13 protein-coding genes, 1 tRNA gene and 1 pseudogene (1 of these 15 cut by a window edge) are annotated in these 13,549 nt (G+C 67.3%); 9 read left to right on the forward strand and 6 right to left on the reverse strand.

What is annotated here, in order from left to right:
* The first annotated feature begins 39 nt into the window (after positions 1–39).
* From QP166_RS07005 to mprF, 4 genes are all read left to right on the forward strand, one after another.
* Positions 40–417, forward strand: coding sequence for a hypothetical protein (locus tag QP166_RS07005; protein ID WP_333915278.1), 378 nt, complete (start codon positions 40–42; stop codon positions 415–417).
* Positions 418–419: 2 nt separating this feature from the next.
* Positions 420–1,148, forward strand: coding sequence for an AcvB/VirJ family lysyl-phosphatidylglycerol hydrolase (locus tag QP166_RS07010; RefSeq protein ID WP_333915279.1), 729 nt, complete (start codon positions 420–422; stop codon positions 1,146–1,148).
* A gap of 90 nt (positions 1,149–1,238) precedes the next feature.
* Positions 1,239–1,682, forward strand: coding sequence for a DUF2147 domain-containing protein (locus QP166_RS07015; protein ID WP_333915280.1), 444 nt, complete (start codon positions 1,239–1,241; stop codon positions 1,680–1,682).
* Entirely contained in the window at positions 1,675–4,245 is a 2,571-nt protein-coding gene (gene mprF / locus QP166_RS07020) for a bifunctional lysylphosphatidylglycerol flippase/synthetase MprF (RefSeq protein WP_333915281.1), read from the forward strand. The genes QP166_RS07015 and mprF overlap by 8 nt, the downstream gene beginning before the upstream one ends.
* A gap of 30 nt (positions 4,246–4,275) precedes the next feature.
* Here mprF and QP166_RS07025 read toward each other — a convergent pair whose 3' ends face one another.
* Both QP166_RS07025 and QP166_RS07030 read right to left on the reverse strand, forming a co-directional pair.
* Positions 4,276–4,617 carry an SWIB/MDM2 domain-containing protein gene (locus QP166_RS07025; protein ID WP_028965720.1) on the reverse strand — a complete coding sequence of 114 codons (342 nt, stop codon included), beginning with the start codon at positions 4,615–4,617 and terminating at the stop codon, positions 4,276–4,278.
* 306 nt (positions 4,618–4,923) lie between these two features.
* A complete protein-coding gene (locus QP166_RS07030; RefSeq protein ID WP_333917279.1) occupies positions 4,924–5,622 on the reverse strand; it encodes an endonuclease/exonuclease/phosphatase family protein in 699 nt (232 codons plus the stop codon).
* A 172-nt stretch (positions 5,623–5,794) separates the two neighbouring features.
* Between QP166_RS07030 and QP166_RS07035 the strand changes: the two genes are divergently transcribed.
* Entirely contained in the window at positions 5,795–6,298 is a 504-nt protein-coding gene (locus QP166_RS07035) for an acyltransferase (protein WP_333915282.1), read from the forward strand.
* 34 nt (positions 6,299–6,332) lie between these two features.
* Here QP166_RS07035 and QP166_RS07040 read toward each other — a convergent pair.
* From QP166_RS07040 to QP166_RS07050, 3 genes are all read right to left on the reverse strand, one after another.
* Positions 6,333–6,408 (reverse strand) — tRNA-Thr (locus QP166_RS07040).
* A 25-nt stretch (positions 6,409–6,433) separates the two neighbouring features.
* The gene (locus QP166_RS07045) at positions 6,434–7,321 is read right to left on the reverse strand and encodes a hypothetical protein (RefSeq protein ID WP_333915283.1); all 888 of its coding nucleotides are present in this window, start codon (positions 7,319–7,321) and stop codon (positions 6,434–6,436) included.
* Positions 7,318–8,022 (reverse strand): serine hydrolase domain-containing protein, encoded by a 705-nt coding sequence (locus QP166_RS07050; protein ID WP_333915284.1) that lies wholly within the window; start codon positions 8,020–8,022, stop codon positions 7,318–7,320. The genes QP166_RS07045 and QP166_RS07050 overlap by 4 nt, the downstream gene beginning before the upstream one ends.
* A gap of 284 nt (positions 8,023–8,306) precedes the next feature.
* On the opposite strand from QP166_RS07050, the gene QP166_RS07055 reads away from it, so the two are divergent.
* Positions 8,307–8,480, forward strand: a complete 174-nt coding sequence (locus QP166_RS07055; RefSeq protein WP_333915285.1) for a hypothetical protein — start codon at positions 8,307–8,309, stop codon at positions 8,478–8,480.
* Between the two features lie 285 nt (positions 8,481–8,765).
* Here QP166_RS07055 and QP166_RS07060 read toward each other — a convergent pair whose 3' ends face one another.
* On the reverse strand, positions 8,766–12,071 hold the full coding sequence (locus QP166_RS07060) for a glycosyltransferase (protein ID WP_333915286.1): 3,306 nt from the start codon (positions 12,069–12,071) through the stop codon (positions 8,766–8,768).
* Positions 12,072–12,391: 320 nt separating this feature from the next.
* On the opposite strand from QP166_RS07060, the pseudogene QP166_RS07065 reads away from it, so the two are divergent.
* The 3 genes and pseudogenes from QP166_RS07065 to QP166_RS07075 all read left to right on the forward strand — a co-directional run.
* Positions 12,392–12,676: pseudogene (locus QP166_RS07065) on the forward strand (PDZ domain-containing protein); the annotation flags it as partial.
* A gap of 39 nt (positions 12,677–12,715) precedes the next feature.
* On the forward strand, positions 12,716–13,402 hold the full coding sequence (locus QP166_RS07070; protein ID WP_333917280.1) for a response regulator transcription factor: 687 nt from the start codon (positions 12,716–12,718) through the stop codon (positions 13,400–13,402).
* On the forward strand, positions 13,403–13,549 hold the 5' portion of the coding sequence (locus QP166_RS07075) for a sensor histidine kinase (protein WP_333915287.1). 1,197 nt of this gene lie beyond the right edge of the window; the window shows 147 of its 1,344 coding nt (coding positions 1–147); its start codon is at positions 13,403–13,405; the stop codon falls past the right edge of the window. It abuts the gene before it with no gap.

Below are 13,549 nucleotides of genomic sequence, written 5' to 3' on the forward strand. Positions count from 1 at the left end.
GATAGACGATCGCGAAGGCACGCCGGGCAGAAGCGCCGTATGAGCGAGCCGCTTCCTTCCGATCAGCTGCTGCACGAGCCTGGTGGACGTTCGCGCTCGGCGCTCGACGAACGGGTGTGTCGGCTGATCTGCCCGATGGCCGCGGCGATGGTCGGCGTGTGCCTGACCGGGATCGGACTGCTGCATGTCGGGATCGCCTGGGGCAAGCGCGCGAGCTTCGCCGACGATCTGCTCGCGATCGACTCGCTCATCTTCCTGATCGCGATGCTGGCCTCCTATCTTGCGGTACGCACGCCGGACCCGCGGCGGCATGCGTGGCTCCACCGGCTGGAGCAGGTCGCCGACGCGAGCTTCATCCTCGCGATGCTGCTGCTCACTGCCGCCTGCTTCGTCATCACCTATGCCGTGAGTGCCTGACCATGCCGATGCCGCCCCGCAACTGGTTGGCGATCGTGGCGGGTGCGGCCGCCGCGATGGCGCTGCTCGTCGTCGGGGGGATCGGGTATCTCGGCTATTACGGCGGCCCCATTCTCCGCGACTTCCCCGCGACGGCACCGACGCCCGCGACGGAGCGGGACATGCGCGTCCTGTTCCTCTCGGGAGACATGGGCATCAATGCCGGAATGGGCCCGCGCTTGATCGCGGCGTTGAACGCCGCCGGGTTACCCGTTCTGGCGTTCAATTCACTGACCGCCTTCGGCACCCGCCGCACCCCGGACGAGGCCGCGGCGATCGTCGCAGATGCGGTGCAGCGTGCCGAGCGGATGCCGGGAACGTCGCGGGTCGTGCTGATCGGGCAATCGTTCGGCGCGGATATGCTGCAATATGCCAGCGCGAGATTGCCTCGACCGTTGCGGCCGAAGGTGACGCAAGTGGTCTTGCTCGTCCCCGGTAACACGTTGCTCTTCAAGGCCAGTCCCGGCGGCATCCTCGACGCGGCCCCCGACGCGGCTGCCTTGCCGAGCGCCCGCCGGATCGACTGGACCAACTTGACCTGCATTCAGGGCAGGGAGGAAAGCGTCAGCCTGTGCCCGCTGTTGCACGGCGCCAACGTGCGGCGCATCGCGCTGCCGGGCGGGCATTTCATGAACTATGACGTGCCGCTGATCGCGCGGACACTGCGCGCCGTGATGGCAAACGGTCGCTGAGCCGTCATCTTCATTACAGATAATTCAGTCGTCGTCGACGTGCCGGCAATCAATAGCGGCCTAAGGTCGGCAGATCACAGGGGATCACATATGTTCGCTTCTCGCTTCGCCGCGGCTGTCGCCGTCTTGCTGACGGTCGCCGCCGGCCCCGCCGGGGCGCAACCGCAAAATGCCGCGCCGCCGCCGACGATCTACGGGACGTGGATGAACCCCTACAAGAGCGTCGCGGTGCGCACCGGTCCGTGTGGCGAACGGCTGTGCGGTTGGATCGTGTGGGCGAATGAAGAAGCGCAGACCGACGCGCGCGACGGCGGCACGCCGAAGCTGATCGGCACCGCGCTGCTGGAAAATTACCGCGCGGAGAAGCCGGGAAGCTGGTCGGGCACCGTGTTCGTCCCCGACATGAACCGCCGCTTCTATTCGATCATCCAGCAAGTCGGGCCGGATCAGATGAAGGTGAAGGGCTGCATCCTCGGCGGGCTGCTCTGCAAGTCGCAGCTGTGGCACCGCATTGCGGACGTTCCCCATGCTTGAGGTTCGGCGGTGGCTGGCGCGACATCGCACCGCGTTGTCGCTGGTCATGGTGCTGGTGCTGATCGGGCTTGGGTTCGCCGCGATGCAGCAGCTCACCCGCGAACTGCATTTCTCGCATATCCGCGCCGCGCTTCACGCGTTGACGCCGTGGCAGATCGCCGCATCCTTGATCTTCACCGCGCTCAGCTATCTGACGTTGACGGGCTATGACGTGCTGGCGTTGCGGATCATCGGGCGGCCGCTGCCGTCGCGGGTCGCGGCGCTTGCGTCATTCACCAGCTACACGCTCAGCCACAATCTCGGGCTCTCGCTGCTGACCGGCGGGTCGGCACGCTACCGCATCTACACCGCCGCCGGGCTCGACGGGCCCGATGTTGCGCGGGTGATCGGGATCGCGAGCGCGACCTTCTGGAGCGGGGTAGTCACGGTCGCTTCGATCGCGCTGCTGGCCCGCAACGGCCCGATCGACCTGGCCGGGATCACCATTCCCGCAGGCGTGTCGCATGGGATCGCCGCGACGGTGCTGGTGCTGATCGCCGCGGTCGTCATGCTGTGCGGCAATGCGAACGGCCCGCTGCGCATCTGGCGATTGAGCGTACCTTTGCCGAGCTTCGGTCAGGCGCTGGCGCAGATCGGCCTCGCGGTGCTCGACACCGGGACCGCCGCGGCAGCGCTGTTCGTGCTCGTCCACGGCGCCGAGCCGTCGCTGCTGCCCGCGTTCATCCTCGCTTATGCGCTCGGGATCGTCGCGGCAGTGCTCGCGCATGTCCCCGGCGGGATCGGCGTGTTCGAGGCGGTGGTGCTCGCGGTGCTGCCGGGCGACCGCTCGATCGCGTTTGCGGCGCTAATCGCCTATCGCGTCATCTATTACCTGCTGCCGCTCGCCGTCGCGGTCGCGATCCTCGCATGGCGCGAAGGGTTGCGGCGGCGACACCTGCTCAATCACCCGCTGTCGTCGCGATTGTTGCGCGACGGGCGTGCGGTCGCCAACGGCATCGCGCCGCTCGCGCTGTCGGCCGCGACCTTCATGGGCGGCGCGATGCTGCTGCTGTCCGGGTCGCTGCCGTCGCTCCATGCGCGGATGGGCGCGCTCGCGTCGATCGTGCCGCTGCCGTTCATCGAGGCGAGCCACATCGCCGGCAGCCTGGTCGGCACGGGGTTGCTGCTGCTTGCGCCCGGGCTTTATCGCCGGCTGGATGGCGCGTTCGTCGCGACGCGCGCGCTGCTGCTCGCCGGGGCGGCCTTCTCGCTCGCCAAGGGCATCGATTACGAGGAGGCGATCGCGTGCCTCACACTCGCTGCGATGCTGCAATGGACGCGCGGCGCTTTCTACCGGCGGACCGCGTTGACCCAGATCCGCTGGTCGGCGGGCTGGCTGTCGGCGGTGCTGGTCGTGCTCGCGGCGGCGGTGTGGATCGGGCTGTTCGCCTATCGCCGCGTTCCATACGAGGATGATCTCTGGTGGCGGTTCGCGTTGAAGGGGGATGCGCCGCGCTTCCTGCGCGGTACGCTCGCGGCGACGGTGGCGCTGTTCGCAGCATTGGTGTGGCGGTGGATGTCGCCGCCGAAGGCACCCGAACCGCGCGCGTTCGAACCGGAGGCGCTCAGCCGGGCGCTGGCGCTCGCCGATCGCACCGACGCGATGCTCGCGATGATTGACGACAAGCGACTGCTGTTCTCCGAATCCGGCGCGGCGATGCTGATGTATCAGGTGCGCGGCGCGAGCTGGATCGTCATGGGCGACCCGGTCGGATCGCGCGACGACTGGCCCGAACTGCTGTGGCGGATCCGCGACAAGGCCGATCAGGCGCAGGGCCGGTTGATGCTGTACCAGGTCACTGGCCCGGTGCTCGAACTCGCGATCGGCATGGGGCTCCACGTCATCAAATATGGCGAGGAGGCGATCATCGACCTGCCCGATTTCACGCTGGAGACGCCGCGGCTACGCTCGGTGCGCAAGGCGGAGCGCGCGGCGGCGCGGCGCGGGCTGTGTTTCCGGATCGTGCCCGCAGCCGCAGTGCCGGTGGTGCTGGACGAGCTGGCGGAAATTTCGAACGAATGGATGGCGTCGAAGGGTCATGCCGAAAAGAGCTTCAGTCTCGGCCATTTCAGCCGCGAGTATATGCAGCGCTTCGACGTCGCGCTGGTGATGGACGGCGAACGCATCGCCGCCTTCGCCAACCTCTGGCTGACCGAGAATCATGCCGAGGCGTCGGTCGATCTCATGCGGCATCGCGACGATGCACCGCATGGCACGATGGACTTCCTCTTCGTCAATATCCTGCAATGGGCGAAGGATCGCGGCTACCAGCGCTTCTCGCTGGGTATCGCGCCATTGTCGGGGATTTCGGGGCGGCGGCTGGCACCCGCCTGGGCGCGCGCGGCATCCCTGGTCTTCCATCACGGAGAGCGCTTCTACGGCTTCCGCGGCCTGCGTAGCTACAAGGAGAAATTCGCGCCGCGGTGGGAGCCGCGATATATTGCGGGTCCGAAGGGGATCGCGATGATCCGCACGTTGCGCGATCTGTCGCGGCTGATCGGGCACGCACCCGCCGGGTCGTGATCGACCGCGGCGAGCGCGTTACCCGGCAGGTCAGCCCTTGGGCGCGGTCAGATGCGCGCTCAGGAACTTGTTCATCTCGAACATGCTGGCCGACTTCTTGCCGAAGATCTTCTCCAGCTTGTCGTCGGCGTTGATCTGCCGGCGATCCTTGGCGTCCTGCAGGTCGTGCTTCTTGATGTACTCCCACACCTTGCTGACGACCTCGCTACGCGGCAGGTCGTTCTTGCCGACGATCTCGGCGAGATCGGCCGAGGGAGTAACCGGGGCGGTGATGCCGCCGCGCGCGCCGCCAGCGGGCTTGCCGGTCGCCTTGACCTTCTTTTCCGCAGCCTTGGTTTCGTCCTTGCCGCGCTTTTCCGCCGACTTTGCCATGATTAGCTCCCTTCCTGATCTGCTCTTGGATGGCGCAACACCCGGGTGAGGCGCAAGTTCATCCTAACGACGTCTTATCAGCGGTTTTATGCGCGTACACAAGGAAGCACGAGACGGAAGGTCGCAGGCGTCGCTCGGGCCAGCGTGCGACGGCCTCCGTGCGCATGGGCTAGTTAACCTGCGAGGCCCAGGCCGATGCTGGTGCCGTCGGACCTTCCCGGTGTGGAACAGGCGGAAAATGCGCGGTGCTCGCGGGACGTGCAGTCTGCGCTGGCTGCATGCGACGGGTCGCCTGACCGATGATGCTTACTGAACGCTCAGTTCGGCCCAGATCGGCAGGTGATCGGAGGCGACACGAGCGGCGGCGGACTGATGCACGCCGCACGCGTCGATTTGCCATTGTGGAGAGACCATGATCCGGTCGAGTCGCGCGATCGGGCGTCGCGCGTGGAAGCTCGGTCCGGTTTCAGCGAAGCGGAAGCAGGTACCGAAATCCCGCAGACAACCTGCGGAGCGGCTCCACTCGTTCAGGTCACCCATCATCACGGTCGGCGTTGACCCGGTGTCCGCGCCGATATGCGCGAGGATCGCGGCCGCCTGCTTCCGACGCCATAGGCCCGACAAATCGAGATGCATCCCGACGATCCTGACGGTCGCCTCACCGATCGCAACTTCCGCCATCACCGCGCCACGCGGTTCCAGCGCGGGTAGATGCAATTGCGCGCAATCGATGATCCGGGCGGACTTGCGCACCAATATCGCATTGCCGTGCCAGCCCATGCTCGTCGCGCGCATCCCGAGACCGACCGATTGCCAGTCGCTATGCTCCTCCAGCAGATGTTGCGTCAGGACAGCGGACCGCTGCCCGAACCGGCGATCCGCCTCCTGTAGCGCGACGAGATCGGCGTCCACCTCGCGGAGCACTTGTAGTACCCGTTCCGGGCTGCGGCGGCGATCGGTGCCGATCGCCTTGCGGATGTTGTAGCTGGCGACTTTGATTTTCATTGTCCGGCGCAACGACTGAGCGGCGTGCGGGTTGCAGCGTGCCCATTTGCCGCCAGCAAAAGCGGTGGACGCTTCGCCACCGACAAAGCAAACATCACCATAATTGGTCGCCTTGATACGAATCGCGGTGAGGGGGCATTCGCAAATGGTCGCTGCCAGCAGAAACATCTTTGTGGCCACGTTGCGTGCCTGGTGGATCGCGATCGTCAATGCGATTGCTTCGGCATTGCCGGATGACCCGCTAACGTCGCGTTTTCGCGCCTATCTTTATTACGGCTTGTCGTTCCGGTGCGGCATCGGGCCTACGATCAAAGGCGGATGCCGGATCAATGGCTTCGGATTGCGGATCGGCCATCGCGTCTTCATCAATCGCGATTGCTACTTCGATCTGACCGCACCAATCCTGATCGGTGACAATGTGGTGATCGGCCACTACTCGCGGTTCGTCACCGCCGACCACGAGATCGGCGATCGGCATCGTCGTGCAGGGGCGGTGAGAGGCGCGCCGATCGTCGTCGAAGAGGGTGTCTGGATCGGAGGCTGCTGCACCATCCTCGCCGGGGTGACGATCGGGCGCGGCAGCGTCGTCGCCGCAGGAGCGCTCGTGCGAAAGGATGTCGCCCCGAACACCAAGGTCGGCGGCGTCCCGGCACGAGTGATCGGTACGTTGGCCTGAGTCGCTAACGACAAGGAGGAGGTTGCGATGACGGTGGTGCCGGTTGCAGGAATCGAACCCGCGACCTTCGGTTTACAAAACCGCTGCTCTACCAGCTGAGCTAAACCGGCCCGTCGTCACGCCGCACTCCATGCGTCAGCGAACGCCGAACGTCCAGCCCTCCGTCGCGGTGACCTCGTCGGACATGAGGTCCGGCTGCCATAACCCGGCGTCGTTGACGGCACGGCGGAGCCAGGCGGCGGTCATTACCGCATCGGTCGCGTGATCGGTGTAGGCGGCGAGCGGCGCGTGTGGGGCGCTGCCGAGTGCGGCCAGCGCATGATCGAGCGAGGCGGCATCGCGCACTTTGCTGAGCCCGCGCCGCATTCCGGTCGCGCGCGCCGCGATCGCCGTGTAGATTTCGACGACCAGCGCGCCGCGGTCCGGCAAGGCGTCGAACGGCCATACCGGTATGCGGCCCGCCAGCCGGTGCAGCAGCCGCATCCCGGCGAAGCTCGCCTTGGCGACCTGCGCCGCGCCGACCGCGTCATAGACCGTCGACGGCTTGGTCGTGCCGTCGCCGCGCTGTTCGCAGACGCGCCAATGCAGGAAGTCGCGCTTCACGCCGTCCGCCGCGCCCAGGTAGAAATGCCGGCCGCGGCGCGCTTCCAGAAACGTCGCCGCGCCGAGGTCGACATCGGCGGCATGTGCATCGACATAGGCCCACAGCGCCTTCGCGTCGGCCGTCTCGGTCTCGCCGGGCAGATGCGCGCCACGGGCGACGAACGGGGCGGAGAAGCTGAAGTCGAACCCGATCAGCATCGGTGCGTCGCGCCGTTCCACCAGCCATTCGAGCACCGCCGTGCGCGACCAGGCGACGGCGTTCTCCGGCGGTGCGATCAGCACCGGCGCGTCGCTGCCGCTATCGCAACAAGCGACCGCAATCCCGCGGTGCCGCGTGCCGCGCGCGCCCGACCAGTCGATCGCCGCGAAGCGCGTGAACCGCTCCGGAGCAGGAAGACGCCGCCGACCGGCTGCGCTCACGGCGCGGCGATGACGTCGGCGGTGAAGCGCGCCACGTCGAAACGCGCGCTGCCCGGATCCTCCCCGCGCCGCACGACGACGAGCCGGTGCGACGGCACCACCATCACATATTGCCCGCGGTTGCCTTGCGCCGAATAACTGCCCGTCGGCAGCCCCTGCGCCGGGCCGAACAGCCAGATCGATGCGCCATAGCCTTCGCTACGATCGGGCTGCGGCCCGACGGGGGTCGTCATATAGCGCATCCACCCGGCGGGAAGGATGCGGCGGCCCTGCCAGACGCCGTCCTGCAACCAGAATTGCCCGAGCCGGGCGAGATCGCGCGCCGTCGTCCACATGTCGCTGGAGGCGATGAAATTGTCCTGCCAATCGCTCTGCGCGACGGTGTGACGCATGCCGAGCGTCGCGAAGAGCCGGTTCGGTAACGCCCGGTAACGCGCCTCGCCGAGCGTCGCGCGCAGCGAGCGCGCGGCGAGCAGGATGTCGTTGTTGGCGTAGCGGAACCGCTCGCCCGGCCGTGACGACAACGGCCATGCCGTCACCTGCTCGGTGACGGTGGTGCCGCCGAAGTAGATCGCGTCGGTGCGATTGCCCGCGGTGTCGCTGTGCAGACCCGACGACATGCGCAGCAGATTGTCGAGCGTGATCTCGTGCGCGAGGATCGACGCCGAAGCGGCTGCGCCATTCCGGAATGTCGGCCGCACGACGCGGATCGACGCCGCTCATCCCGACCAATGTCCCGGTGACGCTCTTGGCGACCGACCAGGTACGGTTCGCGACGAACGGGCCGAAGCCATCGCGATAACGCTCCGCCACCACGCGCCCGTCGCGGAGCACCACCACCCCCAATGTGTCGCTGCCGCGACCATAGCCACCGTCGAAGGCGCGCTCGACGACTTTCGCCAGCGCTTCCAAGGGGCGCGGGGCTATCCCGGCGTCTCCCATCGGCCATGCGCGTGGATCGGCACCCGCGAGGAGCGGCGGGCTCGTGCGCAGCCCCGGCGCAGGCGCCGCGCCGATCGGCGCGAGCGTGCAGCCCTTGCCGGCCGACCAGCTCGCGCGGCGCGGCGGCAATTGGCGATCGAAGGAGACGCTGACCGTTCCGGCGCGACGATCGACCTGCGCGGCGAGCGCCGGGACGATCTCGTCATATTCGGGGTAGATGCCCTTCAGCTCGGTGGCTTCGATCTGTCGCTCGCTGCGCCCGGCGTTGAAGATACCGCCGCACAGGAATGCGGCCTTGTAGCCGGCCGCGACCGCGCGGACCCAATTGCCGCGATCGTCGGCGCGCACCGACTGTGGGGATTGCGCAAGCGACGCGGAAGACAGCAGGATCAGGGCGGGGACGGTGAGGGCGAAGCGCATGAGCGCGTCATCCCATCCCGCGCTGCCCGCCGCAACGAGTATCGACGATGCCGCCCCACCAACAGGCGACGCGGCATGGGCGTCAGCTTGCCGGGGCCGCGACGCGCCCCGTCCGCTCGAGCTTGCCCCAGCCGACCACCAGCCCGCGCACCGCCGAGGAGATCGCGCGCAGCACGACGCCGTACATGATCTGGCGATACACCAGCCGTTGCGCGATCAGCAGCAGCGCCGGATAGCGTTCCTTGCGCCCGTCGAGACGGTACGCGACCCAGCCGCACAATACCTCGACCGCGGTGAACGCCAGCCAATAGAGACCCATCTTGCTGACGTCGCCGCTGGTCTGCGCCCAACCGTGCTGATGCACGCGCAGCGCGGTGCCGACGATCGACAGCACCAGCGTGAAGTCGATCAACGGCGAGATCGCAGCGAACAGGATCTGGAACAACCACGCCTGCGGCAGCCCGACCAGTGCCAGCCCCGACGGCTTCCGGGTGCGCAGGATCGCGCGATGCTTCCACAGGCATTGCAGCGTCCCGAACGCCCAGCGGTAGCGTTGCTTGGCGAGCGCACGAAAGGTCTCGGGCGCTTCGGTCCACGCCACCGCGCGCGGATCGTAGGTCACCCGCCAGCCGGCGCGCTGGATCGCGATCGTCAGATCCTGATCCTCGGCCAGCGTGTCCTCGGGATAGCCGCCAACCGCATCCAGCGCCGCGCGCCGCCAGGCGCCGACCGCGCCCGGCACCACGGTCATCGCATCGAACCCGGCGAGCGCACGGCGTTCGAGGTTCTGCGCGGTGATATATTCGATCGCCTGCCAGCAGGTGACGAGGTTCACGCGATTGCCGACGCGCGCATCGCCCGCGACTGCGCCGATCCGCGGATTCGCGAACCAGCGGACGAGGCGGGTGATCGTCTCCGCCTCGAACTGCGTATCCGCGTCGAGCGCGATGACGACCTCGCCGGTCGCCTGCAGCAAGGCGCGGTTGAGCGCCGCTGCCTTGCCGCCGTTCTGCAGCGTCAGCAACGTGACGCGCGGATCGTTCGCGAATGCCTCGGCCACTGCCGCGCTGGTGCCGTCGCGCGAACCGTCGTCGGCGACGATCACCTGCAAATCGGGATAGTCGCTGGAAAGCACGCGCGCGACCGAGCTGGCGATCACCCGTTCTTCGTTATACGCGGGGATGATCACCGACACGGTCGGATGGAAGACCGGCGGCTCGGCACGCCGCCGCCGACTCTGCACCCACGCGAGTGCCGCCATCAACACCGCGCGCGCCATGCCCAGCCCGATCGCCAGGTACGACAGCCAGCCGATCAGCGCGACGATCCCGGCGAGCACCACGAACATCGCGACGTCGGCGCGTACCGCCAGCAGATCGCGCCCTTCGACCTTCGGCATCGCCTGCGCCTGGTTGAGCCCCGCCAGTTGCGAGACGGTGACGAAGCGATAGCCTTCGCCCTTCAGCGTCGCGATGATCCGCGGCAGCGCCGCAACCGTCTCCGATCGATCGCCGCCGCCATCATGGAGCAGGACGATGTTGCCCGAGTTGGTCGGGGTGGCGTTGTGCACCTGATCGAGCACCCCCTCGACGACTGCGTCGGTGCCGGGGCGTGCCCAGTCGTCCGGATCGACGTGCAACCCGGTGACCGTATAGCCCATGTTCTGTGCGATCAGCGCCGGCCCGAGTTCGTCGGTCGTGGTCGGCTCCGCGTCACCGAAGTACGGCGCACGGAACAGCGTCATCCGCCGGCCGGTATAGGCTTCGACCAGCCGCTGCGTCGTGTTGATCTCGAGTTGTGCCTGACCATCGGACACCGCCGCAAGGTTAGGGTGGCTATAGGTGTGATTGCCGATCTCGCCCCCGTCCGCGATGATGCGATTGAGCAGCCCCGGCTCCTGAAGCGCGTTCTGCCCGATCACGAAGAAGGTGCCGGGAATGCCCGCTTGCTCCAGCTCCGTCAGGATCTTCGGCGTCCACTTCGGGTCCGGGCCGTCATCGAAAGTGAGCGCGAGCAGCTTGGGGTTCTGCGCACCGGTCCGGCGGACCACGAACGGCGTCGGCAATGCCGCATAATGTTCGTCGGTGATGATCCCGTTGCGGTCATGCGTCACCTGCCGGACGCCCGGCGTCGGCGTGGCGGTGATCCGCAGGATCTCGCCGCTGCCTTCGACGTCCGCGTTCAGCAGCGCGCGGGGCGCGGAGAGATCGGGCTTGCCGCCGGTGCGCCATGCGCTCAGGTCGGACCAGAAGCCGGGGTCCTCGCTGCCCAGCCGCCACAAGGCGACGTCGTCGATTCCGAGGCGCTTGAGCGCGACCAGTTCGTTCCAGCTCGTCGCCGCATCGAGCATCCAGACGGTGTGGCGCTCGCCGTCATCGTCATAGGCGAAACCGGCGTTGCCGGCGTTGCGATCGAAGGTGACCGGGGCCTGGCTGTCGTGCGCGGCGAGCCACGCATCCTCGATCGACAAAGCGTCGGTTTCGTCACCGTGCCAATCATAGCCATAGCTGCCCAGCGCGACGACCAGCTTGTCGCGGCCGACCGTGCGGATCGCCTTGGCGACCTGATCGACGAACCATGCCTGGCCGGCGATCGGGCCGGAGCTGCCGCCCTCCCAATGCTGGTCATAGGCCATGAAGATCAACCGGTCGGACACCCGCGCCAAGGCGGCGAGCGGCCAGGCATCGTCCTCCGCAGGAACGGTGACCGCGAGTTGGGCGCCCTTCGGCATCGCCGCGCGGACGAGGCGCAGGAAGCGCTGGTAATCGCCCATCGACGAGGCGGGCAGCGTCTCGAAGTCCATGACCAGCCCGGCGCGATGCGTCATCGTGACGTAGCGGCCCAGCTTTTGCGCGAAGTCGCCCGCCGCCCGCGGATCGTGCAGCAGTGCCGCCGCTCCGGCGCCGTCCCAATCGCTGTTGCCGAAATTCTGGACCATCGGCAGCACCTTCGGCGCGTGCTTCATCGCCGCGATCATGCGATCGAAGGCGGGATCGCGCTCCAGCTGCACCTTGTGCGACGGGCCGAACACGCTGATCGTCGCCGGCACCACCCAGTCGAGGCTTGCGCTGTGACGCCGCAGCGACGCGATGCTCGCGTCGTCGCCGGGGACGTAGAAGCCGATCGACAGCGGAGAATGCGGATCGGCAACCGCGGGACGGTGCGGCAGCCATCCGGCGATCCCGCGCCCTAGCGACTTTTCGACCCGCAATGCGGCGGCGCGCGGCTGGGGCAGCGGCAAGGCGAGATCGCGCCCGCGCGGTACGCGGATCAGCGTCAGCGCGAAGATCGCGGAGCTGAGGACGATCACGGCCAGCAGCGCCGCCAGCACGCGCTTCGACATGCGGCTGCGTCGACCGGTGGGATCGAAGAAGATTGGCTGGGTCATGGCTTAGCAGCCGGTCCGGGTCGCTGCGGCGACGGTCATCACGATCACGAATCAACTCCCGACGGACCACGCGCCCGAACGATGACGCTATAGATCGCGATCAATGGAGATTGCGTGATGACCAGATTACGTTTCGGTCATCCGCGATCATGACCGATCGGTCATGATCGGCTCATCTTGCGTCGAGTCACAAGCGTTTAGGCACTTGGCTCGGAGGTTCCTGCCATGTCGACCATGCCCCCCGGCATCAGCGTGCTCGCGACGGTTACTCGATCGGCGTCGATCCGGACGTGCGCGCGATCGGGTTGCTGGCGCTGGCGGTGATTATCGCCGCGCTGATCGGCGGGCTGTTCTGGTCGCGTTCGCTTGACCTGCATGGCGCGAGTCTTCGCGGCAGCGAGCAGATCGGCGCGACGCTGGCGCCGCTCGGTGGCGCGGCGGTGGTGGTGGACAGCGTCCGCGCGAGCGGCGCAGCGCAGCGCGGCGGGCTGCTGGTCGGCGACGTGATCGAGGCGGTCGACGGCACCCCGATCCCCGATGTCGAGTCTGCGGATCACGCTTTCCTCGGCCAAAGCCTCGACATTCGTGTCCGTCGCGGCAAGAGAGAGCTCGACCTGCATTTGGGCGCAGGCGGGGAGACGGGCGTGGCCAACAAGGTCCTGCTGATCGAGGATGACGACGCAACCGCCGACTTCGTCGCGCGCGGGCTGACCGAAGAGGGATTTGTGGTCGATCGCGCCGCGAACGGCCGCGACGGGCTCTTCCATGCCACCGACGGCAGCTACGATTGCATCGTGCTCGATCGGATGCTTCCCGGGATCGACGGCATGGGCGTGCTGGCGGCGGTACGCGCGGCCGGGATCGAGACGCCGGTGATCGTGCTGTCGGCGCTCGGTGCGGCCGATGATCGTATCCACGGATTGACGCACGGCGCCGACGATTACCTGACGAAACCGTTCGCGTTCGTGGAACTGCTGGCACGGATCAGGCTGTTAATTCGGCGCGGCGGTGCCACCAAGGCGGTCGAGACCGTCCTGCGTTGCGGCGATCTGGAAATGGATCTGCTCGCCCGGCGCACCAAGCGCGCCGGAAAGGCGATCGATCTGCAACCGCGCGAGTTCCGGCTGCTCGAATTCATGCTCCGCCACGTCGATCAGGTCGTGACGCGCACGATGCTGCTGGAGGGCGTGTGGGACTATCATTTCGACCCGGGCACCAATGTGATCGACGTGCATCTCAGCAGGTTACGCAAGAAGGTCGATGAGGGCTTCGATCGCCCGCTGCTGCATACGGTGCGTGGGGCAGGGTATCGGCTCGGGCTCGATCCCTAGGTGTTGCGGTCGGCCACCTTCCGGTTCGCGGCGCTGGTCTTCCTCCTGCAACTGGTCAGTGCAGCCGCGCTGATCGTCACGATCGGCATCGCGGTTCGCCGGCAATTACAGACGGATGCGCAACGCACGGTCGCGGTCCTGCGCGAC

It is taken from the genome of Sphingomonas sp. LR60 (genome assembly GCF_036855935.1).
Lineage (GTDB): Bacteria > Pseudomonadota > Alphaproteobacteria > Sphingomonadales > Sphingomonadaceae > Sphingomonas.